We start from the raw sequence: 22,021 nt of genomic DNA, 5'->3' as shown, positions 1-22,021 counted from the left end.
CTCTGTGTGCAGCGGCTATGACCCGAGAGCGGGCTTTTGGGCGACGCGCATTGGGTGGCCAGCGCCAACCCATTGTCTTGACTGGAAGAGACATGGTATCGATCTTGCTGTTTCAAAGGTGCCATTATCGTTATGCATGTCAGCAAACCCGTCCCGATTTACAAGGATTTGTGGGCGTGGAGCTTTGCTCTGGCGCTTGCCGGTTATCCGTTGGTCGGGCTCCTTTCATCTGTGACCGGACGAGAAGATGAGAGGCTTTCGATCGCCTTTCGGCTTCTGGTAGTTTGCCTCTGTGGGCTGTCTTTTTTGTTTTCAGACCGGCAGAAAGCCTGGCGGTTCGGGGACGTATGGTTATTGTCTTTCGTCGGACTTTACCTGCTGAAGCTTGGCATTGACGCTTCCGAGATCGCTAAGGCGAGGGACGATCTTGTATTTGCCACCATCACTTCGATCGTGCCCGCGGCTTTTCTGGGCCTGTCGACGAACAGATGGTCGGAGATCAACGTGGCGTGGGCTCTTTTTGCTGTTGGGGCATTGAGCGTGGCGGGCATCGTTTGGCTTCAATATAGTGGCTCCAATGCCGTGCTGATCGATAGTACGGACCGAGTCCATTTCGCGCGGTTGAACCCTATTTCCATTGGTCACGCCGGTGTGACTACACTTATCGCCTCGTACACGCTGATAAGAATTCCCCAAAGAAAAATTCTGAAGATCGCAATTGTTGCTGTAATCGTCACCTCGGCAGCCGCCATTTATCTGGCTGCTGCTCGCGGTCCGATTGTCGCCTTGGCATGTTGCGCCATTTTGCTTCCCATGCTCCGTCCCAAATTCATGACCATGATGATGTGTCTGTTGTTTCTTACGGGCGCAGTGTTGGTGTTGGCGGTCACGGACATAACGCCGTTGCTGGATAAGTTCCATTTGACGGCGATTGGAAAAGACACTTCAACAACGAGCCGTCTTGGATCGATTGCATTGTCGTGGGAGCTCTTTCAGCAAAACCCATTGTTTGGATACGGGACGCAACTGCCTTTGTACGGATATCCGCACAATATGTTCATGGAGATCCTTCAAGCCATGGGGCTTCTCGGCATGGCGATATTCGTTCCGGTTTTCGTGAAGGTAGCAAAGGCGGTAAAGTTTTTGGCCGACAGGCGCTTGGCGCTCCTGCCGCTTTTGACCACGCAAGCCATCGTCGGAGCCCAATTTTCCGGATCGCTCTGGGGTGCAGCGTTCCTTTGGATTGTCGTTACGGTCATGATCTTCCGCGTCAACGCCATGAGGTCGTTTGATTTGTGGGCACACCGACGCATGATGTCGCGCTCATATGCCCGGTTTGGAGCACCCATCAGGGCCGGATAACCGGACGCCATAGCCCGCTCGAAAACCGGTATGCACCGGACATGAGCCGGCGATACGTTGACCCGCCACTATGGAGCCTTGTCAAGCTCGTTCAGGAATCTCAAGGTAGCTTGCCACCACTCCGCTTTTTCATCCCATTTCGCTGGCCGATAAGGGGAATTGCTGCCGATGGTACCCCATAGAACGATACCGTCAGCCAGCTTCCTGCAAGTGTCCAGTTGGGTATACCAGAGATCGCCTGGCAGAAAGGCCAAGGTCTTATGAAACTGCGGCCACAGAAAGCAGTAGACCGGCTTCCCTTGTGAAATCCTTCGTGCTTCCCCGATATTGGCCCGTGCATAGGCCACCCAGGCGTCCTTGTCGCCGTAAAATGTATACAGGGAGGGAAATAGCGCATCGACATAAGGGACGAGGGCGGACCCGATCTTGGTGTTTTGCTGCTTCCAATCGTCCAGTGCAACGGCGCCCTGGTGGCCGATCGCTCTCCAATGATCCCTGAGCGGCAAGACAGCATAAAGGCCGAGCTTGACGCTCGGGTCTGACTTTCTGAAGGCGCTGAGCGTCTTCTGATATTTCGCGATGGACGACGCTTGATCCGGGCCCTCCAAGGGCCAGCTTTCAATGTCGATATTCAGATATTCGTTACTCCTCGGCATTGCCAGCGCTTGCTGCACTTGGCCAGCGTCGGGAACGTCCGGTCCCAGAACATGAGGGTCCACGATCCTCAGGTACTCGAAGCCGAACGAACGAAAATCGGGCCCGCCGGCGAAGTTCATAGCCTCGAAAAGCCTGAACGGAGCCTGCGTCTGCGCTATCGCCGGCCAAGACGTTAGAAGGCATATTATGCAGAATATTGTCTTGAAAAACATGATGCTCGCTATCCGTAGTCCGCAACGGGGTGAGTTTGCGCTCGCGATATTGGCGCGGGTCGAATTCTCGTGATCTGAACTTGACGAGTCTCGAAACGGTAGCTTAGCTGGACGTCTCGAACAACCTCCTGACTAAAGCGTGATCGACGCTGGAAATTATCCGCCTGGGATGGTGGACGGGCGAAGCATGCGGGCCTATGACCGAAGCGCTATCCCACTCGTTAAGCTAAGCCTTGGCGGTGGTCGTCTCGGGCAATCTGAGAAATCTGGCGAGAGAGCGAGATCGTTGTGACCAAGAACATGCCGCCTCACGCAGTTGTAGCCGGAAAACCACGGGGATGATCCAGCATATGGTTTCTCTCGATGCCTGAAGCGGCCATGACTTGGGAAGACGCCGTCCGCTGGTGCATGAGCGAGCCTTCGATGAAAGAGCTCGCCCGCGCCGCCTATTTCGACGATCCGGTCGTGGCCGCACAGCGCTATCACGAAAGCGCGGAGTTCCTGGCAGTTCGCAGCATGATCCCGCGCAAGGCGGGCCGTGCTCTCGACCTTGGCGCCGGCAACGGCATTCTCTCCTACGCTCTGGCGCGCGAGGGTTGGTCCGTAACCGCAGTTGAGCCCGATCCGAGCGCACTCGTCGGCGCCGCTGCAATCCGGACGCTTGCCGAAAGGACAGGCACGCCCATCGACGTGATCGAAGCCTTCGGTGAAGCGATCCCATTGTCCGCCGCAGGCTATGATTTGGTCGTCGCACGGCAGGTGCTTCATCATGCCCATGACCTTCCGGCTTTCTGCCGCGAGATGGCGCGCCTCTCTCGCGAAGGCGCGACGATCCTGTCGTTGCGCGACCATGTGGTCACCGGGCCGCAGCAACTCGAGCCTTTTCTGCGCGCTCACCCGCTTCATCACCTCTACGGTGGAGAGAACGCCTTTACGCTGGCGGCCTACCGCGCTGCAATCCAGGAGGCCGGGCTTACGATCGACCGCGAATTGAACTCATTCCAGTCCGTCGTGAATTATGACCCAATGACACCATCTGAGATTCGCGAGAGGCTCGCCAAAATCTTTGGCCCGTTCTCCCCGGTTGTTCGCCTGGCTCTTTCGCCTGTTCCCTTTGGTGTCGTCGCCAGGGTCGCCGCGTCGGTTGACCGCCGGCCCGGGCGCCTGGTCTCTTTCCTTTGCCATAAGCACGGGAAGGACTGATTTCTTGACACAATCACAAGAGGCTAAGCCTGTCTGGGTGACTGGAGCCGGCGGTTTTATCGGCCTGCACCTCGCTCGTTTCCTTGCTCAAAAGGGCTGCCACGTCATTGGCTTCGGTCGAAAAGAAGCACCCGAGTTTGCTATGGCAACCCACGGCGCCTTTCTTTCGGGCGGGGTGACCGTGGAAACGCTGGATGCGGCTCTGGCGGCGCATGGCCGCCCAGCAGCCGTGTATCATTTGGCGGGTGGCGCAACGGTCGGCCAGTCAATTGCCGATCCCCTGAAGGACTTTGAACAAAGTGTTGTCTCTGCGGCTCGTGTGCTTGATTTCTTGCGCCGCCACGCACCCGATGCACCTGTCGTTCTTGCATCCTCGGCTGCGGTCTATGGCGGCGGGCATGCCGGTTCGATCAGGGTCGACGCGGCGCTCGATCCCTATTCTCCGTATGGCTATCACAAACGCATGGTCGAGGAGCTTGGCCGGTCATATTGTGCCGCATACGGCCAGCCGGTCTCGGTGGCTCGCCTCTTTTCGGTCTATGGCGAAGGATTGCGCAAGCAGCTGCTCTGGGATCTCTGCGGCAGGCTCGCGGCAGGCGAAACCGACATTGTGCTTGGCGGCACGGGTACGGAAATGAGGGATTGGCACCATGTCTCGGATGTCGTGCGTTTGATCCATCGCATTTTGCCTGCCGGCGAACCGCGCTTCGCCATCTATAATGGCGGTGCGGGCGCAGCTGCGTCCGTCAGCACGATTTCCAGCATGATTTTGAAGGCCTGGGGAGGGAACCATCGCCTCTCGTTTTCTGGTGAGTCCCGGCGGGGCGACCCTGTCAATCTGATCTCGGATCCGTCCGGCGTCCCGGAGGGGCTTCAGTTGCAGGTGCCGCTCAGCAAGGGTATTGCAGGCTACGTCGATTGGTATCGCGCCGACGTTCTCGCCGAGCCTGTCGGTCGTCAGCGGCGCGCCGCGCCTTGATTACCGTCGGTTTCACTCTCATCGGCCGCGGAACTTGGTCAGGCGGCGAATCCTATCTACGCAACATGTTGAGCGTTATCGCCTCCGAGCTGCGTGGTAAGGTGCAGGCGAAACTGTTTCTTACACCCGAGCAGCATTCAAGCATTGGCGCGTCCTTCGATCATATGTTGGCTGCACCCGCTATTATTGATGACCGGGTCATGGGCGCCGGGCTCGGCAGGCGAGGGCTGATCGCACTTGCTGGCGGAAGGGATCGTGCCTTCGCGGACCTTGTCGCTGCGCAAGGCATCGATGTTGTCTTTGAAGTCGCCCAGTGGTTCGGGAACCGGTTTCCAGTACCGGTTGTTTCCTGGATCCCGGATTTCCAGCACCGGCGCCTGCCGCAACTCTTTCCGCGTAGCGCCTGGTGGCGCAGGGATCTCGGCTATCGCCTGCAGACGTCCGGAAATCGTACGATAATGCTATCGAGTGGGGATGCGCTGGCGGACTGCGAAACATTCTATCCAGCCTCGCGCAACAAGACCGCTGTCGTGCGTTTCGCTATCGACCTCGATCCCGGTGCCATCCTGGCGCGCGCCGATGAGGCGCGACAGGCACATGGTCTGCCTGCGCGTTTCTTCTTCCTCCCCAACCAGTTTTGGATCCACAAGAACCATAGGCTGGTCATAGAGGCGTTGAGGCATATAGGCCAAATGGGGGCGCTGGACTCCTTGCCGCCGATAATCCTCACGGGGCGCACCACCGATCCGCGCGACCCGACATTGTTCAAGCGCATGATGGAGCTTGCGGAAACGCACCGGCTCGGAAGCCATTTTCGACACCTCGGATTGATTCCCTATGACGATGTCGTCGCCCTGATCGGAGCCGCGGACTATCTCCTGAACCCTTCGCACTTCGAGGGGTGGTCAACCACGGTCGAGGAAGCGAAGTCGCTGGGAACGCCGATGCTGCTGTCCGACATTCCGCTGCATCGCGAGCAGGCGCCGGAATCGCTCTTCTTCGCACCCGATAGTGCAGAAGCGCTGGCGCAGCGACTCCTGGAGGCCGGGCAGCGCCCACGCTTAGCCCGCGATAGTGTCGCCGTGCTGCAGGGTCGGCAACAAATGCGCCGCCGAGACTACGCGGCAGCGCTCCTTGCTTTGTTTGAAAATGTCAGAGGTGTCACCCAATGACCGAACGGATCGTCAGTTTTGTCATGAGCGGCGGCGTTGGCTCACGGCTGTGGCCGCTGTCGCGCGAGGACAATCCCAAGCAGTTCCATGACTTTTCGGGCGATGGCTCGATGCTGGCCAAGACGTTGCGCCGGTTGACGGCGCGGCCGGATGGTGAAACGCCGATTTTCCTGATTGCCTCGGAGCGGCACGCCGACCGCGTCCATGCCGACCTCGCCGGCCTCGACCTTTCCGGCGGCGGCCCCTTGTTCGAGCCGACCGGCCGCAACACTGCCGCCGCCGTTGCCTTGGCGACGCTGCGCACCTTGTCCGAATATGGCGACAGCCTGGTGCTGGTGGTGCCGTCCGATCATGAGATCACTTCCGCACGGCAATTCTGGCAGAGCGTGGAAAACGGCGCCGGTGCGGCGCGCGCGGGCCGGCTGGTGGTGTTCGGCATCAAGCCTAGCCAGCCGGAGACCGGCTACGGCTATATCGAGGTCGCCGGCGAGAAGGATGGCATCTGCGATGTCTCGCGTTTTGTCGAGAAACCGGACCTCGCGACCGCGCAAAGCTATCTGGCGGCCGGTAACTTCTACTGGAACACTGGCATCTTCCTGTTTCGTGCCAGCGCCATGCGCGACGCTTTCACGGCTTTCGAGCCCGAGATATGGAATGCCACCGAAATTGCCTACCAGGCAGCGACATCAGATCTTTCCGGTCTCTATATGCCTCTGGAGCTCTACGCCGCCATTCCCTCGACGTCGATCGACTACGCGATCATGGAGCGCGCCAGTCACATCGCCATGGTACCGGCCGGCTTCCGCTGGAACGATCTCGGTTCCTGGCAATCACTGCTCGATGTCGGTCCCTCCGACGAAGAGGGCAACGTCATCGTCGGCGACGTCGTCGCCATCGACTGCGAGAACTCCTACATCCGCAGCGACAGTCGCTTGCTGTCGGCCATCGGCCTGAAGGACGTTGCCATCGTCTCGACCGCCGACGCCACCTTCGTCGCCCCGGTCAGCCGCAGCCAGAACGTCAAGAAGATTGTAGAGCAGCTCGAAAAGAGCGGTCGGCTTGAAACCAGGTTCACGCCCGCCGACGACCGCGTGATCGAAAGCGGCGCTTGGCGGCGCCGCGTTCACCACTGGCTGTTTGAAGAGACGGTGCCGCTATGGTCCACGGTCGGTGTCGACGAGCGCCATGGCGGTTTCCACGAGGCACTCGGCTTTGACGCCACACCGCTGATGAAGCCTAAGCGCATGCGCACCATGGCCAGGCAAGTCTACGCCTTCGCTGTCGCCAAGGCGCGCGGCTGGGATGGGCCCGCCGACAGGTTGATCAGCCACGGCATCGAATTCATGAACAGGAACGGCCGCACCGACAATGGCGGCTGGGTGCGCACGCTTAATGTCGATGGCACGGTCGCCGATGCCACAGAGGATGCCTACGATCATTCCTGCGTGCTCCTTGCGCTGGCGCATGCCCATATGGTCGGCAATGCCGATGCATTGCGGCTTGGCGAAGAAACGTTTTCGTTTCTCGACGCGCATCTCGAGGATCACCGCATGACCGGCTTTCTCGAAACGTCGAGCGGCGCGGGCGAACGCCGCTCCAACCCACACATGCATCTGCTCGAGGCTTTCCTGGCCTGGCATCAAGCGACCGGCGATCTCGCCTATCTTCGCCGCGCCGCGCGCATCGTCGATCTGTTTCGCAGCCATTTCTTCGATCCGGAAAGCTGGACGTTGGGCGAATATTTCGACGCCGAGTGGAGCCCGGCGGAGGGCGAGAAAGGCGGATGGACGGAACCCGGCCACCATTTCGAATGGGCTTCGCTGCTGGTCGACTTCGCAGGGCGCACCGGCCAGAGCGAACTAACCAGCTTTGCCAGAAAGCTCTATGCCTCGGCCATCGCCAACGGCCTCAATCGCGCCACCGGCCTCGCCTATGGCGCCGTCTCGCGGCAAGGCCTGCCGCTCGACCTTGTCTCGCGCAGTTGGCCGCAGGCCGAAGCAATCAAAGCAGCGATTGCACTGGACGGTTCGGGCGGTCCCGACCTCAAGCCGGAGATCGAAGCACGTGTCGGTCGCCTGTTCCGTTGGCACATCAATCCGGCGCCGCTCGGCCTGTGGATAGACCGCATCGACGAGCGGGGGCGCTCGCTGGCGAGCGATGTACCGGCAAGCATCTTCTACCATCTGGTCTGTGCGCTGACCCAGTATCTCGACAGCACGGTCGGCGAATCTCGGTAGAGCGATTGACGGAGAGACGCGTGCTTGGCCACGGCGGGAGTGAGAATTTTTGTCGTTCAAGAAAATAGGCTTGCTGGCACTCGTTGCCTTGGCGTTTGCGATTGGCTTCTTTGCCATCATCGTGAAAAAAGGGACGCCTGTTCGTTCGCAACCCCCTAGGCCGCAAGCGGCGCTTGAGCCGTTTGATGGCAAGCTTTCCATCCAGGCGGTCGATGATCTTCGCGTCGGTGGCCGCAAGATTGTGTTGTGCGGCGTGGCGTTTACCAAGCCGCGATCTATGCGTGCGATGGTAACGGAGGCGGCGCGCCGGGATTACCAAGGGCTCGCCCTGACCTGCAAACCGGTCGGCACGGGGACGCCTTGCGACGGCAATGTCGCCTCAAAGTTTGGTGATGCCATCGTTGTGCAATGCCTCACGTCCGATGGCACGGATTTGGCGGCGAAGCTTGCCGAGAACGGCATCTTGTGCGGTCAGCCTGCGCAGGCAGGTCCGATCTACAAATCTTGCTTGTCGGGTTCGTAGCTCACGGGTTCCCTAACTGCCCCTCGCATTCCCATGGATCGCGACTGTCATAAAACGAAAGGCAGGATGTGCGATGACGCCCCCAAGTCAAACAGAGTCGACTCATAATCCCTGTACGAAGCACGGCGCGATTGGCGGTCATCAGGGCCCAAGAAATAGACCTGACTTTCCGACAATTTCCAGATGGGCCGGCGCTAGAATGCTAAATTCAAATCTGCCACGTGAGTGTGTCCGATGAAACACAGCGGAACCAAAAAGTCATCTCGCACCTGCGAAGCAGGTTGGAATCAAAGCAAAAAGCTGTTACGCGCTTGTTCAATACCTTGGTACTTGGGCGGGACGAGGTACGGCGGGAAAAAAGGATCGAAACGAATGAACCTTACTGTAAAAATTGCGTTGGCCGGATTTGTCGCCTCAATCGGCTTCGGCTCGGTTTCGTCTTTCGCTCAGGACACGCCATGCACCTGTACGACCCCTTACCAGGGAGCGGCGAATTCGATTGGTTCCATCGGGCACGCCAATGGTGACGTAATGGTTTCGCAAGCCGCCGGCTATGGCCCGGCCAAAGCGGGAAATGCGCTGGATTTCGGCAGCCGCGTAGTGGTCGGAGCCAGGGGATCGGCTTCCGTCAAGGTCGGTGGCTGCAATCTGGATGTGCCGGCTAATTCAAGCCTCGACATTTCTCGTGTCGAGAACAATATCTGCCTGAAAGTTGTGGGCTCCGAGCAGACGGCTGCCGCCGTTAGCTCTGAGTATACGGGTCAGATTCCCCCGGGCGGCAACCGGTCCAACACTCCGCTATTCATTTTCGGTGGTATGGCTGCCGCCGCCGGTATTCTGGCCGCAACGCAGGATGACGACGACGGCGTGAGCCGTTAGGCGCAACAGGACAATCGCAGCAAAGGCATGTGACGGCCTCTGCTGCGATTGTGTCGCCGGTGCCCTCTGTGCCTTGGGCTTAGCGCGCCGGCTGGAGCCGGGGTATTGATGAAACTCGTCAACCATACCGCTCTATTGCTTGAGTTGGAGCTGGGTGCGGTTCGTCTTGGGCGAACTCGCACCGTGACAGGTGGCGCGGCAACGCTGATCATTCGCTTGCACGATGACGGCAGCGCCGTCGGCGAATGGCTTGAATCTGGCAGCTAAAGCATTGCATGAATTTGATAAATGCGTCATTCGCTATCGTGCGGGTGGCGCATTTGCCTATTATCCGGGAGAAAATGTCACGTTGCTTCAGTGCGGCCACAAACGTCAATGATCGACCTGCATTCCCATATCTTGCCCGGTCTTGATGACGGCTCGCGCAGTCTTGCTGAATCGCTGGAAATGGCGCGGCTGGCCGTGGCAGACGGAACGACCCATATGGCGTGCACGCCTCATATCGTGCCAGGCATGTATGAAAACGGATCAGCAAATATTGCCCGAGCTGTTCAAGGGCTGGAGCAGGCGCTGCGCCGGGCCGAAATACCGCTCGCTCTTTATGTCGGCGCCGACGTTCATGTAGCGCCCGATCTTCCGGAGCAATTGGCTCTCGGCGATGTGCCGACGTTAAACAGGTCTCGCTATTTTCTATTCGAACCGCCGCATCACGTTTTACCGCCAAGGCTGGAAGATCTTGCTCTACGTCTCGTAAATGCCGGGTTCGTCCCGATTCTTACCCATCCTGAGCGGCTGACCTGGATCAAGGCAAATTACGACGTTGTCGAGAGGTTGAATGCAATGGGCTGCCTTGTTCAGCTTACGGCAGACTCGATTGTTGGTGCTTTTGGGCGCACGGCACTTTACTATTCGGAAAAGCTGATTGACGAAGGCAGGGTAGATATTATCGCATCCGACACTCATGGCGCCACTCGCCGGCGTCCTGGGCTCTCGCAGGCAGTCGCTGCTGCCGCGAAGCGATGTGGGGAAGATGAGGCCCGCAATATGGTGTTCAAACGTCCAGGCGAAATATTGGCGAATCGGCACCTCGAGCCGGTCGGAAAGGCACACGCAAAAAAACCAAGCCCCGGCAACGTCGGTCGCTTTGCGGGATTGGGTCGCTTGTTGAAGGGTGGGACGGCGTGATGGGCGTTTTTCATTTCGCAAAAGGCTGTATGGGCACGATGTGTGTCTTGCTCGCTTCGCTCACGATGTCTGCCTGCACAAGCACCTCGTCAACGACACCGGCTTCGGTCGATGCGCTGCAATTGACTTCAACCTCTGCGCCGCTTTCGGGCGGCGGTGCCCTGCAGGTCGTAAAGGACCTGCCTGCGCCGCAAAACACCCAGAACGGCAGCGAGCAGCCTTTGTCTCCGAACGACGTGCTCGAGGTGAATGTGTTCCAGGTCGACAATCTGAACAGAACCGTTCAAGTCGACGCCGGCGGGCAAATTTCGCTTCCACTTATCGGCACCGTCGCCGCGGCGGGAAAGACCGTCCGTCAGTTGGAGCAGGAAATCGAAACGGCATACGGCGCCAACTATCTGCAGTCGCCCGATGTGTCGGTTTTCGTCAAGGAATCGATCGGACAGCGCATTACCGTCGACGGCGAAGTTGCCAGGGCCGGTATCTTTCCGGTATCGAGCAATTCTTCTCTCATCGATGCGATCGCCCTTGCCGGAGGGTTTAATAATGTTGGAGATGCAAAAAAGGTCTTTGTCTACCGCACTATTGGCCCAAACACGTTGGTCGCAAATTACAATGTGGAGGAGATTCGTGCTGGCAAGAGCCGCAATCCACGCATCTACGGTGGTGACAAGGTTGTCGTCTTCGCCTCGAAATCGAAAATTGCGATGAACAATCTCAAAGACGCTCTCGGAGTTGCATCAAGCGCAGCGAGACTTGCGGTGGTCCCGGGACTATAAATTGCAGCTGGTCGGAATTTTCGGAACACAGACAAACCCCAGGATCATGTCGCACCATGCTCGATCGTAACAGACAGCATCAAATTGCAGGCCCAGGACACGGCCAAGCCCTGTCCGCCGACCTGTATTATGACGGCGCGCACAACTATAGCCCCTACGGCCGCGATTACTCGGAGCAGGACGAGGGCTTCAATCCGCTCAAGCTGCTTTTTTACGTTGTCCAGTATCGGTGGCTGATCGTCATGATGGTAGCCGGCGGGCTTGTCGCCGGCGTCATCGTTACCATGATGCAGACGCCAAAATATCGGGCAACAGCACAATTGGAAGTGCTGGTTCCTTCGGCCAAGGTCTTCAAGGACATTGAAGTGGTTTCTGAAGCCAGCGACGCCTATCTGGTCTTTGAAACCGCCCGGGAAAAGCTGAAAAGCCGGGCTTTGGCGCAGCGCGTGGTTTTCCAACTAGGGCTTAGCGAAAAGCCGGATTTCCTGTTTCCGACCCCGAACTTCTCGCTTAGCAATATTTTCTATCGTGCGTTCGGAATTTCCAAATCGCCTTCCATTGAAGAGACAACCCCGGAGGAACGTGAGCAGATTGCAATCGGTCGCGTTCGAGGTGACCTCACAGTCAATTTGGTCCCCAACACCAGCCTGCTGTCGATTACGTTTGCCGACCAGAAACCGAAATATGCAAGTGATATAGCCAATCAGGTTGCGCAGAGTTTTATCGACCAGCGCCTCGATCAGACGAGCGAAACCTCAGACCTGGCACGGCAATTCATTCAGGAACAGGTTTTGCAGGTCAAGCAAAAGCTGCAGAAGTCGGAGGAGGAACTCGTCGCTTACGCAAAGGATGTAGGCATCACCATAACCGGCGACGAAAAGTCGCTGATTGGATCGAACATCGAGGCTTTGAACACGGCGCTCGCGACAGCAATCCAGGAACGTCTCGATGCCGGCCGGGTGGTGGAACAAATCGACAAAGGTCGCGGCGCGAGCCTTGGCCCGGTCTTGGAAAGCGAAGGTCTGCAGAAGCTCAGCGATAAACTGGCCGATTTGACCAGCCAGTATCAACAAAAATTGGGCATATTGAAACCCGGTTTTCCGGAAATGCAGCAGCTTCAGTCGCAGATCAAGGAGCTGCAACGGCTTTATAACAATGGCGTTTTGACTATAACCGATTCGCTGCGACAGAAATACCAGGAAGCTCAGAACAAGGAAGCCGACCTCAAGTCAAAGCTCGCCGAGATGGAGATGCAGCAGGTTATCTTCAACGACAAAAATATCAAATACACGATCCTGAAGCGCGAGGTTGATTCCAATAGGTCTCAGTATGACAGCCTTATTACCAAGCTGAACGAGGTTGGCGTCAGCTCAGAGCTCAAGTCACAAAGTGCCGCAATCGTGGATTTCGCAGCACAGCCTGGCAGCCCTTATTCTCCACGATTGACAATTAGTCTTGCAATCGCTCTGTTTCTTTTCATGGCTCTGAGCGCGTCAATTATCTATATCATCGAGTTGTTGAACAACACCTTCACCAATCCTGAGCAGGTCGAAAAGGAATTGGGATTGGCGATGCTCGGCATCTTGCCGCTTGTCGATGACCGGGAACTCATAGCCAGCATCGCCGATCAGAAATCCGGACTATCCGAAGCCTACCGTTCGCTTCGAACGTCGTTGCAGTTCTCCGGCGCCGAAGGTGCGCCGCGATCGCTGCTGGTCACGAGTTCGGAACCCTCGGAAGGCAAGTCGACCACCTCGTTCAAGCTCGGGCAGGATTTTGCGGCGCTCGGTGCAAGGGTTCTCATTGTCGACGGCGATCTTCGAAAGCCCAATCTTCATCGGCTGTTTGGTCTCGACAACACAATCGGACTGAGCAACCTCCTGACGAACACCGTCCGCAAGGAAGATCTGGCAAGCATTTTCAGGGCGACGAAATATCCTAATGTGACCGTTCTGACCTCTGGAACGATCCCGCCGAACCCCGCTGACCTGCTTTCTTCACCGAAGATGGCACTGATCATCACGAATCTCGGCAAGCGCTTCGATCTTGTCATAATCGATGCCCCACCGGTCGTCGGCCTTTCAGATGCGCCCATCCTCAGCCGGCTTGCCGAGGGCACATTGATGGTCATCTCTACCAATCAGGTGACGCGCAAGTCGGCGAAGACGGCGTTGAAACGCCTGCGAGCTGCCGGCGCGAACGTGGTCGGAGCGGCGATGTCGAAGTTTGCAGTGAACAAGTTCGATTACAACTACGGCTACAAGTATATGAACTATCAGTATTACGACTACGGCACGGGTACCCCGAAAATTGAGGGCAAAGTCGATGACGGAGCAGACCAGCCCGCTTATGCAAAATCTCCGGCGTTCAGGCGTTTGGTTCGTCGCATCCGTTCTGGTGTTGGCGGCTTCGTCGATCGGGCTAAGTCGATTTCTTGAAACCGAAACGCCAACCGTTTCCCTTGCGCTGGATCCGCTGAACGTCAATGCCCTGATAGGCGAAATTACCAACGACCTGAACGATACAAGCACCGCTCCCGATCTCGACGCATTGCTTGCCAAGGCCGAAAGCGCGCTTCGCTTTGACCTTGCGGACGCACGTCTCTACAGCCTGATCGGCGAGATCAAGTACCGACAAGGTGACAAAGTCCAAGCCTATGAATTTTTCGATCAGGCTCGAAATTTATCCAAGACTGAAATCCACGCGCTCCAGAGGTCGATCGGCCGCTCGATCGAAACAGGCGATCTGTCAAAGGCTGTTGGCGAGATCGATATTTTGCTGCGGCGATGGCCAGATCAATTTCCGGCGATCGCCGAGGGGCTGCCGACAATCCTCTCGAACCCCGATGGATACCAGGCTGTACTGGCGGCCATCAGGGCCGCGCCGCCCTGGAGAGCCAAGCTGTTGGTCGAGCTGGGCAAAACGCCCGACGGGCTCGATTTCGCAAATCGGCTGCTGCTCGATTTGATTGGGTCAAGCGTGCCACCAAACTCAAGCGAATTGTCCTATGTGATCTCCGGCCATATTCGACAGAAAGAATATGAACAAGCGTATCGGTTGTTTCTTTTCAGCCTGTCCGATCAAGAACGAAAGCTGGGCGGGTACATTTTCAACAGCACATTTGAGCCTGTGTCCAGCGGTAAGCCTTTTGACTGGCAGGTCGGCAATCAGTCGGGCCTGGAAGTTACGTTTCTATCATCTCAAGATGCGGTCGAAGGTGAGGGTGGAGCGACGGTCCGCTTCCTAAACACGCCCGTCAAGAACACAGCTCTTCAGCAATATATAGAACTGCCTCCAGGCTCCTATAAAATTTCTCTCGCTGCGTCTGCGAGAAACTTGAAGCTGCCAAAGGAGTTGTTCTGGTCGATCAGATGTGTGGGGCCGACCGGCGAAATAGCGCGTCTCAATATTCCGGAGGGTACATACAACCGCCAAGCGCTCAGTCAGGATTTTTCGGTTGGACCGGCTGGGTGCCCCATGCAATTGTTGAAGCTGGAAACTGCCGCCATCGCCGAGAGCTGGCGCTTTCGATATGTCGGTACGTTGATAATGCACAAATTGAGCATCGAGAGACTTTCATCTTGAGCGACCGGCCATCGGAATGGGATAAATATCTCCTCGGATCGGTTCTGTTTATATCGCTTTTGTTCGGCGGTGGCACTGCAAACGGCCTCTATACGGACACGCTGATTGAGATCGCGGCAATTGTCTCGGCGGCGGCTGTCTTTTCACAGACCTCTGGCCAGAGGGTCCCCCATTCTGTTCTGTGGCTGCTTATCTTCGCTGTGGCGTTGGTGATTTTGCAAATTGTCCCGCTGCCTGCGGCGATTTTCAGTGGATTGCGACCAGAGCTGTTGCTCGCAGATTCCGGGCTGGTTGGAGAAACTCGTTTTCGCTTCGTCAGCGTCGGAGTTGGACGGACGATTGAATGTCTGTTGTATCTGGTGGCGGCGGCGGCATTTTTTTTGAGCGTATTGCGTTTGCGCGTCGAGCAGGTGCACGGGCTTCTGCCGTTCTTTTTTATGGGTGTTATCTGTAACGGCTTGGCAGGCGCGATTCAATATTCGCTCTCCGACGACATCGCCATAGAGGGATTGTTGCCTTTCACGATCAACGCCGGGCTTTTTGCCAACGAGAATCATTTTGCGGCATTACTTTTTGTTTCTATCCCCTTCGTCGTTTATTATGGTCTGTTCCGCGGACATCTTTTGTCCGGATCGCTCGGGCTGGTCACGCTTTTGCTGCTTCTTTTGGCCGCCGGTTCGCGCGCCGGTGTTCTGATTGGACTGGCGATCACCGTACTGTCCATCGTCTTTCTTTCAGCGCGTTCCAAGGCGAGTGGATTCGGCATCCTGCTGATTTTCATTGCGCTTTCGGTCTACACCATGGGCGCGTGGACAAAGATCGATGCCGAGGCGGTTGATCCGGATTTCGGGCGAGGAGAATTTGCGCGTACCACTGTCGAAGGAATCAAAGAGAATTGGGCTACTGGCGTTGGGTTTGGGAATTTTCAAAAGGCTTATCAGATATACGAAAAAGAAGAGATGATTTTTAAGCAATACGTCAATCACGCCCATAATGAGTATCTTGAAATAGCCTTCGAAGGTGGAGCTCTCGCCATTCTGCTGATGGTGCTTTATTTCGTAATTCTTTTGATGGCGTTTACTAGAATTCGCCGCGACCCACTTCAAAAGGCGGCGTTTCTCTCGGTGTCTTTTCTTCTCATCCATTCACTGGTTGATTATCCGTTGCGGACCGAAGCGCTTGCAATGACGTTTGCCTTTATGAACGCCATCATCTTCCATAAGGGATTTTCAGACCGTTTGGCCCAGAAGAACGAATTGATCGAGATCGACCACAACGGTGACAAATTGTTTGTTCCAATCGAAACTTCGTCCCAACGCAAGCCAAGATTGACAAGCCGCCGCGTGAAACATAAGCACGAACGCGCGAAACATAAACACGAATAAGTTGCGTCGGCTGGGGAGCGAAGGCGGTTTTTAGGAGAGCTTGTTGAAAGGCATTATCTTGGCTGGGGGCAGCGGAACCCGGCTCTATCCGCTGACACTGGCGGTCTCTAAGCAAATCCTGCCGATATACGACAAGCCGATGATCTACTATCCGCTGAGCGTCCTGATGCTGGCGGGAATCCGCGAGGTTCTGGTCATCTCGACCCCGCGCGACCTGCCGGTTTTTCGGGATCTGCTCGGCGACGGCTCAGAGTTCGGGCTTGATCTGTCCTATGCTGAGCAGCCGCATCCCAACGGCCTTGCTGAAGCCTTCATCATTGGCCGTGACTTCATCGGCAATGACAGCGTCTCGATGATCCTCGGCGATAACATCTATTTCGGCGAAGGGCTGTCGCAGCTCTGCCGCACGGCAGCTTCGCGCAAAAGCGGCGCCTCGGTGTTCGCCTACCATGTCGAGGATCCGCAACGCTATGGCGTGGTTTCGTTCGACAAGATCAGCGGCTCCGCTTTGACGATCGAGGAAAAACCGCAGGCACCGAAGTCGAATTGGGCCATCACCGGCCTCTATTTTTACGACAATGATGTCGTGAATATAGCCCCGACGATCCGACCTTCGGAGCGTGGCGAGCTCGAGATCACGGCGGTCAACAACGTATACCTGGAACGCGGGCAGTTGCAGGTTCACCAACTCGGCCGCGGCTATGCGTGGCTCGACACCGGCACCCATGACAGCCTGCATGAAGCCTCTTCCTTCGTGCGCACGATCGAGCATCGTCAAGGTATCAAGGTTGCCTGCCCGGAAGAAATCGCCTTCGAGCAGGGCTGGCTGACGGCGGACAAGGTTCTGCAGCGCGCCACCCGCCTGGGAAAGAATGAATATGCCGCCTATTTGCGCAAGCGCGTCATCGAGTTGACGGAGAACTAGGTGTTGGAGATCAGGCCCCTCGGCCTCGACGGCGTGCTGGAGATCATCCCGAAGCGGTTCGGCGACACGCGGGGGTTCTTTGTCGAGACCTACAACGTCGAGCGGTTTTCAGACGCCGGTATCGATCTGCGTTTCGTGCAGGACAACCACTCCTATTCCGCTGCCGCGGGTGTGTTGAGGGGGCTTCACTATCAGCTTCCCCCGCGTGCCCAGGACAAGCTGCTGCGCGTTATCCGCGGCAGGATTCTTGACGTTGCGGTCGATATTCGCCGCAGTTCGAAGACATTCGGAAAATGGGTGGCCCTCGATATCTCCGCCGAAAAAGGCAATCAAATTTTGGTGCCGCAAGGCTTTGCGCACGGTTTCGTCACGCTCGTGCCGGACACCGAGGTGCTGTATAAGGTCACCGACACCTATTCGCCGGAACATGACCGATCGATCCGTTTCGACGATCCCGCCATCGGCGTCGAATGGCCATCGCTATCAGGCGGATTTCAACTTTCGGACAAGGACCTCAAGGCGCCGCCGCTCGCCGCCGCCGAGGTGTTTGTGTGAAAGACGTTTACGTGAGGAGAGCGGCATGAATTTTCTGGTGACTGGAGGTGCCGGCTTCATCGGCTCGGCGGTGTGCCGGCATTTGTGCGGCAATCCGGCCTACCGGGTGACCAACATCGACAAGCTCACCTATGCGGGAAACCTCGCCTCGTTGCGGCCGATCGAAAACGCGCACAACTACAGATTCGTGCACGCCGATATCTGTGAGGACAGGACGATTCTGGAAGTGCTGCACCACGACGACATCGACGTCATCATGCATCTTGCCGCCGAAAGCCATGTCGACCGGTCGATCGACGGGCCGGGCGCGTTCATCGAGACCAACATCGTGGGAACTTACCGAATGCTCAATTCGGCCCTGGAATATTGGCGCAGACTTCCCGACGAGAAGAAAAGCCGTTTTCGTTTCCATCATGTTTCGACCGACGAGGTGTTCGGCGATCTGCCCTTCGACAACGGCATCTTCACCGAACAGTCGCCCTATGCACCGTCTTCGCCCTATTCGGCGTCGAAGGCCGCATCCGACCATTTGGTGCGTGCATGGCATGACACCTACGGCCTACCGGTCGTCCTGTCGAACTGTTCGAACAATTACGGTCCGTTCCATTTCCCCGAAAAGCTGATCCCGCTCGTCATATTGAACGCGCTCGACGAAAAACCGTTGCCGGTCTATGGCGCCGGCGCGAACGTGCGCGACTGGCTTTTCGTCGAGGACCATGCGCGCGCCTTGGCGATGGTCGCGACCCAGGGGGCGGTTGGCGAGAGCTACAATATCGGCGGCGGCTCGGAACGTACCAATCTGGCGGTGGTCGAGGCGATCTGCGACATCCTCGACAGCAGGCGGCCGCGTTCTGCCGGCCGACGCTATCGCGATCTCATCACCTTCGTCGCCGACCGCCCGGGCCATGACCGGCGCTACGCAATCGACGCTTCGAAGATCGAGCGTGATCTCGGCTGGACGCCGCGCGAGACCTTCGACAGCGGCCTCGCCAGGACGGTGGACTGGTATCTTCAGAACGAGTGGTGGTGGGGTCCGATCCGACGCGAGCAGTACGCCGGCGAGCGGTTGGGCGAAGCGCGGAAGGGCGCCGCGTGAGGCTTGTCGTCACCGGACGCGAGGGCCAGGTTGTCAGCAGCCTTGTCGAGCGTGCGCGCACGCACCCGGATGTCGAGGTCGTCACCCTCGGCAGGCCTGAACTCGATCTGGCGAAGCCGGAGACGATCGAACGGGCGCTTGTGGCTACCCGACCCGACCTGGTCGTGTCCGCCGCCGCTTACACCGCCGTCGACCAGGCTGAGGACGAACCGGACCTTGCCTTCGCCGTTAACGGCATCGGCGCCGGCCATGTCGCCGCGGCTGCAGCACGGATCGGTGCACCGGTGATCCATCTGTCGACCGATTATGTCTTCGATGGGAGCGGCGAGGGGGCTTATGTAGAAGAAGACGAGCCCGCTCCGCGCAGCGTGTACGGCGCCTCGAAGCTCGCCGGCGAGCAGGCGGTCGCCAAGGCCAATCCGCGCCATCTCATCCTGCGCACGGCATGGGTCTACAGCCCGTTTGGCAGGAATTTTGTCAAGACGATGCTGCGCCTCGCTGCCGATCGCGACGAGTTAGCGGTGGTGGCCGACCAGTGGGGAAATCCCACTTCGGCGCTTGATATCGCTGACGCAATCCTGCATTCGGCGGCGATGCTGCAGAGCAACAAGGATTTTGCTTCCTTCGGCGTCTATCACCTCGCGGGAACCGGTGAGACCAACTGGAGTGGCTTTGCCCGTCATATCCTGGACACAAGCCAGGCGTTTGGTGGCCCCTATGCGCGGGTGCGGGATATCGCCACCGTGGATTATCCGACCAAGGCGCAGCGTCCGGCCAATTCTCGCTTGGCGACGACGAAATTCACGTCCGCGTTCGGATGGACGGCACGGGAATGGCGAGAGTCGACGAAAGAGGTGGTCCGTCGTCTCTTGATCGGAGAGACGAGACAGGCACTGACAGCATGAACAAGCAGCCGTCTCCGGAAAATCTGCACGATGCGGCGCCTGATCCGCAGGCTGCCAGCGAAGAGACGCCAAAGACACGCAAGGCAAAACCGGCTGCTGCCAGGCGCACCTGCATCGTGGTGCTCGGCATGCACAGGTCAGGCACGAGTGCTCTGACGCGGGCAATCAGCCTGCTTGGCGCGGATCTGCCGAAGAATACGCTCGGTGCCAACCCGACCAACGAAACGGGCCATTGGGAGCCCGTGCGGCTGATGGAACTTCATGACCTGATGCTCGCCGAGGCCGGCAGCCGGTGGGATGACTGGCGGTCCTTCGATCCGGCTGATCTCGGTACGGCACGGCTGCGCTTCTATAAAGCCGAGATCGCCAGGCTGATAGACGAGGAATATGGTACTGCGCCGCTTTTTGTTCTCAAGGAGCCGCGCATCTCGCGTTTCGTGCCGCTTTACGCAGACATTCTGAAGCGCATGCGCCTTGATGCGTGCTACGTGCTGATCGGGCGCAACCCGCTGGCTGTCATTGCTTCACTCGAAAAACGCGACGGATTCACATGTGGTTTCAGCGCGCTATTGTGGCTACGGCACGAACTGGAGGCCGAGCGCGCGACAAGGGGCCGGCCACGTGTGTTCGTTTCATATGAAGCTATGCTCGACGATTGGCGGGCTGACATCGAAAAAATTGCGGGAACTCTGCGGATCGAGTGGCCGCAACCGACGGCCGAAATGACGCATCTCTCGACCGATCTTCAGCATCATTTTGCAAGCGTGGATCTGCTCGACGCCGATCCACGCATCGCCGACTGGGTTAAAGAGGCGTATGGGGCGCTAAAAGCCCTTGAGAAGGATCCCGCAGATGCCATCGCCATGGAGCAGCTCGACACGATTCGAGGTGCCTTCGATGGCGCGAGCGGGGTCTTCGGCGAAGCCGTCTTCCCTGAGATGGATGCACGCGAAAAGGCCGCGGCTGAGCAACTAGCGCAGCAGCGCCACGCAACCGATGAGCGAGCGGTGGAGCTAGAAGCTAGCCGCCTTGAAGCCGCCGCGCGAGAAGCTCAGCTGACGCAAAGATTGAACGACGTTCTACGTCTAGCCGACGAGCGAGCGGCAGACATCAGTCGACTGACGCACCAGCAGGAGACCCTTCGACGCCTAGCCGAAGAGCTGGCAGCGGAACAGCACAAGCGAGGAGTGGAAATTGCAGCTCGCGAAGCCGATTTGGTGGCGCAGACCGACCGCGAAGCACAACGTGCCACTGACGCGGAAACGCAGGTTCAATGCTTGACCGAAGAATTGGATGCAATGAAGACGGCTATTTTTGAAATAAAAAGTAGTTATTCATGGAAAGTAACTTATCCGGCTAGATATTTAAAGTATCTCTTGAAGGCCAGCGCTCGAAGGTCAGACGATGCTTAGAGAGGAGTATCTGGTATCTATCATCATCCCCGTTAAGAACGGCCTTCCGCATATTGCGGAAGTGTATAAGATGATTAAATGTCAGGATGCGGATTTCGAGTTTGAAGTAATTGTTATTGATTCTGGGTCAACAGACGGATCGCTGGATGCCGTTCCTCTCGATGACAAAAGGTTTCGGCTTATCAAAATTCCTTCCGCTTCGTTTGGCCACGGACGGACAAGAAATTTCGGCGTAGAAGTCTCGCACGGAGAGTTGTGTGTATTCCTGACGCACGACGCGGTGCCAGCCAGTTCCCAGTGGCTCCGGGAGCTTGTACGGCCGCTGCGCGAAGACCCCCGTATTGCTGCGGTATTTGGGAGGCATATTGCTCATGAGAATGCCTCGCCATTTACAGCATGGGAACTAGAAATGCATTTTGCGGGCTTGAGGCAGTGGCCAGTCGTTTGGATATCTGACGCGCGAGAGTATACGAAAAATCAAGGCTTGCGGCAGGCTTTTCATTTCTATTCCGACAACTCGTCGTGTCTTCGAAAATCCGTATGGATGAGGCATCCATATCCCGACGTATCTTTTGCAGAGGATCAGTTGTGGGCGAAGACGATCGTCGAGGCGGGATACCGAAAGGCTTTTTCGTGGGATTCTATAGTATATCATTCGCATGATTATTCGTTTTGGACTAGATTAATGCGAAGTTATGATGAATCAAAGGCCTTGTATGAGTTGTTCGGCTATCGACTGTCTCCTTCAAAAAGAGAAATGTTACGACAAATTATTAGAACTACTGCGAGGGATCTCAAATTAGCGGTGGTCAATCGTTGGTTTCTTTCTAACTTTTGGGCTACTGTTGGGCGGCCATTTGATAATATCGCTCGCCAGGTTGGCTATTATCTTGGTACCGCAGATATATCGTTCGTAAAACGAAATGAAACGAAATTCTCTCGAGACAGGCAGTTGATGGGACGCTGATGC

20 protein-coding genes are annotated in these 22,021 nt (G+C 57.2%); 19 read left to right on the top strand and 1 reads right to left on the bottom strand.

Going from position 1 to position 22,021, the window contains the following annotated elements; translation table 11 throughout:
- Positions 1 to 132 precede the first annotated feature (132 nt).
- Positions 133 to 1,362 (top strand): O-antigen ligase family protein, encoded by a 1,230-nt coding sequence (locus EJ075_RS02265; RefSeq protein WP_126103189.1) that lies wholly within the window; start codon positions 133 to 135, stop codon positions 1,360 to 1,362.
- A gap of 68 nt (positions 1,363 to 1,430) precedes the next feature.
- Here the strand turns inward: EJ075_RS02265 and EJ075_RS02260 are convergent, their stop codons facing one another.
- The gene (locus tag EJ075_RS02260; protein WP_164547024.1) at positions 1,431 to 2,138 is read right to left on the bottom strand and encodes a hypothetical protein; all 708 of its coding nucleotides are present in this window, start codon (positions 2,136 to 2,138) and stop codon (positions 1,431 to 1,433) included.
- Positions 2,139 to 2,654: 516 nt separating this feature from the next.
- Here EJ075_RS02260 and EJ075_RS02255 point away from each other — a divergent pair.
- The 18 genes from EJ075_RS02255 to EJ075_RS02175 all read left to right on the top strand — a co-directional run bounded on the left by EJ075_RS02255 (position 2,655) and on the right by EJ075_RS02175 (position 22,018).
- Positions 2,655 to 3,434 carry a class I SAM-dependent methyltransferase gene (locus tag EJ075_RS02255; protein ID WP_245458090.1) on the top strand — a complete coding sequence of 260 codons (780 nt, stop codon included), beginning with the start codon at positions 2,655 to 2,657 and terminating at the stop codon, positions 3,432 to 3,434.
- A complete protein-coding gene (locus tag EJ075_RS02250; protein WP_158302599.1) occupies positions 3,376 to 4,413 on the top strand; it encodes an SDR family oxidoreductase in 1,038 nt (345 codons plus the stop codon). Before EJ075_RS02255 ends, EJ075_RS02250 begins: the two co-directional genes overlap by 59 nt.
- Entirely contained in the window at positions 4,410 to 5,585 is a 1,176-nt protein-coding gene (locus EJ075_RS02245; protein ID WP_126103186.1) for a glycosyltransferase family 1 protein, read from the top strand. The genes EJ075_RS02250 and EJ075_RS02245 overlap by 4 nt, the downstream gene beginning before the upstream one ends.
- Positions 5,582 to 7,822, top strand: a complete 2,241-nt coding sequence (locus EJ075_RS02240) for a mannose-1-phosphate guanylyltransferase/mannose-6-phosphate isomerase (protein ID WP_126103185.1) — start codon at positions 5,582 to 5,584, stop codon at positions 7,820 to 7,822. Before EJ075_RS02245 ends, EJ075_RS02240 begins: the two co-directional genes overlap by 4 nt.
- Before the next feature lie 49 nt (positions 7,823 to 7,871).
- On the top strand, positions 7,872 to 8,345 hold the full coding sequence (locus EJ075_RS02235; protein ID WP_095486123.1) for a hypothetical protein: 474 nt from the start codon (positions 7,872 to 7,874) through the stop codon (positions 8,343 to 8,345).
- A gap of 372 nt (positions 8,346 to 8,717) precedes the next feature.
- Positions 8,718 to 9,224, top strand: a complete 507-nt coding sequence (locus EJ075_RS02230; RefSeq protein ID WP_126103184.1) for a hypothetical protein — start codon at positions 8,718 to 8,720, stop codon at positions 9,222 to 9,224.
- 108 nt (positions 9,225 to 9,332) lie between these two features.
- A complete protein-coding gene (locus tag EJ075_RS33055) occupies positions 9,333 to 9,491 on the top strand; it encodes a hypothetical protein (RefSeq protein WP_164547023.1) in 159 nt (52 codons plus the stop codon).
- Between the two features lie 108 nt (positions 9,492 to 9,599).
- Positions 9,600 to 10,409, top strand: a complete 810-nt coding sequence (locus EJ075_RS02225; RefSeq protein ID WP_095486121.1) for a CpsB/CapC family capsule biosynthesis tyrosine phosphatase — start codon at positions 9,600 to 9,602, stop codon at positions 10,407 to 10,409.
- Positions 10,409 to 11,188, top strand: coding sequence for a polysaccharide biosynthesis/export family protein (locus tag EJ075_RS02220; protein WP_095486120.1), 780 nt, complete (start codon positions 10,409 to 10,411; stop codon positions 11,186 to 11,188). The genes EJ075_RS02225 and EJ075_RS02220 overlap by 1 nt, the downstream gene beginning before the upstream one ends.
- Before the next feature lie 56 nt (positions 11,189 to 11,244).
- The gene (locus EJ075_RS02215; protein WP_126103183.1) at positions 11,245 to 13,626 is read left to right on the top strand and encodes a polysaccharide biosynthesis tyrosine autokinase; all 2,382 of its coding nucleotides are present in this window, start codon (positions 11,245 to 11,247) and stop codon (positions 13,624 to 13,626) included.
- Positions 13,514 to 14,773 (top strand): hypothetical protein, encoded by a 1,260-nt coding sequence (locus EJ075_RS02210; RefSeq protein ID WP_164547022.1) that lies wholly within the window; start codon positions 13,514 to 13,516, stop codon positions 14,771 to 14,773. Before EJ075_RS02215 ends, EJ075_RS02210 begins: the two co-directional genes overlap by 113 nt.
- Entirely contained in the window at positions 14,770 to 16,158 is a 1,389-nt protein-coding gene (locus EJ075_RS02205; RefSeq protein WP_126103182.1) for an O-antigen ligase family protein, read from the top strand. Before EJ075_RS02210 ends, EJ075_RS02205 begins: the two co-directional genes overlap by 4 nt.
- Positions 16,159 to 16,201: 43 nt before the next feature.
- Positions 16,202 to 17,083 (top strand): glucose-1-phosphate thymidylyltransferase RfbA, encoded by an 882-nt coding sequence (gene rfbA, locus EJ075_RS02200; RefSeq protein ID WP_126103181.1) that lies wholly within the window; start codon positions 16,202 to 16,204, stop codon positions 17,081 to 17,083.
- On the top strand, positions 17,084 to 17,638 hold the full coding sequence (gene rfbC, locus EJ075_RS02195) for a dTDP-4-dehydrorhamnose 3,5-epimerase (protein WP_095486116.1): 555 nt from the start codon (positions 17,084 to 17,086) through the stop codon (positions 17,636 to 17,638). It abuts the gene before it with no gap.
- A 25-nt stretch (positions 17,639 to 17,663) separates the two neighbouring features.
- Entirely contained in the window at positions 17,664 to 18,734 is a 1,071-nt protein-coding gene (rfbB, locus tag EJ075_RS02190) for a dTDP-glucose 4,6-dehydratase (protein ID WP_126103180.1), read from the top strand.
- Positions 18,731 to 19,639 (top strand): dTDP-4-dehydrorhamnose reductase, encoded by a 909-nt coding sequence (gene rfbD / locus EJ075_RS02185; RefSeq protein ID WP_126103179.1) that lies wholly within the window; start codon positions 18,731 to 18,733, stop codon positions 19,637 to 19,639. The genes rfbB and rfbD overlap by 4 nt, the downstream gene beginning before the upstream one ends.
- Positions 19,636 to 21,051, top strand: a complete 1,416-nt coding sequence (locus tag EJ075_RS02180; protein ID WP_164547021.1) for a sulfotransferase — start codon at positions 19,636 to 19,638, stop codon at positions 21,049 to 21,051. The genes rfbD and EJ075_RS02180 overlap by 4 nt, the downstream gene beginning before the upstream one ends.
- Entirely contained in the window at positions 21,044 to 22,018 is a 975-nt protein-coding gene (locus EJ075_RS02175) for a glycosyltransferase family 2 protein (RefSeq protein WP_126103177.1), read from the top strand. Before EJ075_RS02180 ends, EJ075_RS02175 begins: the two co-directional genes overlap by 8 nt.
- Positions 22,019 to 22,021 lie beyond the last annotated feature (3 nt).

Origin of the sequence: Mesorhizobium sp. M6A.T.Cr.TU.016.01.1.1 (genome assembly GCF_003952585.1) — a bacterium.
In the GTDB taxonomy this organism is placed as follows: domain Bacteria; phylum Pseudomonadota; class Alphaproteobacteria; order Rhizobiales; family Rhizobiaceae; genus Mesorhizobium; species Mesorhizobium mediterraneum.
This window is presented reverse-complemented; position numbering and strand designations above follow the sequence as displayed.

Bases quoted from the DNA above. Each gene is read 5' to 3' on its own strand.
- EJ075_RS02265 (WP_126103189.1), top strand. From the start codon at position 133: ATGCATGTCAGCAAACCCGTCCCGATTTACAAGGATTTGTGGGCGTGG.
- EJ075_RS02260 (WP_164547024.1), bottom strand. From the start codon at position 2,138: ATGAACTTCGCCGGCGGGCCCGATTTTCGTTCGTTCGGCTTCGAGTAC.
- EJ075_RS02255 (WP_245458090.1), top strand. From the start codon at position 2,655: ATGAAAGAGCTCGCCCGCGCCGCCTATTTCGACGATCCGGTCGTGGCC.
- EJ075_RS02240 (WP_126103185.1), top strand. From the start codon at position 5,582: ATGACCGAACGGATCGTCAGTTTTGTCATGAGCGGCGGCGTTGGCTCA.
- EJ075_RS02230 (WP_126103184.1), top strand. From the start codon at position 8,718: ATGAACCTTACTGTAAAAATTGCGTTGGCCGGATTTGTCGCCTCAATC.
- EJ075_RS33055 (WP_164547023.1), top strand. From the start codon at position 9,333: ATGAAACTCGTCAACCATACCGCTCTATTGCTTGAGTTGGAGCTGGGT.
- EJ075_RS02225 (WP_095486121.1), top strand. From the start codon at position 9,600: ATGATCGACCTGCATTCCCATATCTTGCCCGGTCTTGATGACGGCTCG.
- EJ075_RS02220 (WP_095486120.1), top strand. From the start codon at position 10,409: ATGGGCGTTTTTCATTTCGCAAAAGGCTGTATGGGCACGATGTGTGTC.
- EJ075_RS02215 (WP_126103183.1), top strand. From the start codon at position 11,245: ATGCTCGATCGTAACAGACAGCATCAAATTGCAGGCCCAGGACACGGC.
- EJ075_RS02210 (WP_164547022.1), top strand. From the start codon at position 13,514: ATGACGGAGCAGACCAGCCCGCTTATGCAAAATCTCCGGCGTTCAGGC.
- rfbB (WP_126103180.1), top strand. From the start codon at position 17,664: ATGAATTTTCTGGTGACTGGAGGTGCCGGCTTCATCGGCTCGGCGGTG.
- EJ075_RS02180 (WP_164547021.1), top strand. From the start codon at position 19,636: ATGAACAAGCAGCCGTCTCCGGAAAATCTGCACGATGCGGCGCCTGAT.
- EJ075_RS02175 (WP_126103177.1), top strand. From the start codon at position 21,044: ATGCTTAGAGAGGAGTATCTGGTATCTATCATCATCCCCGTTAAGAAC.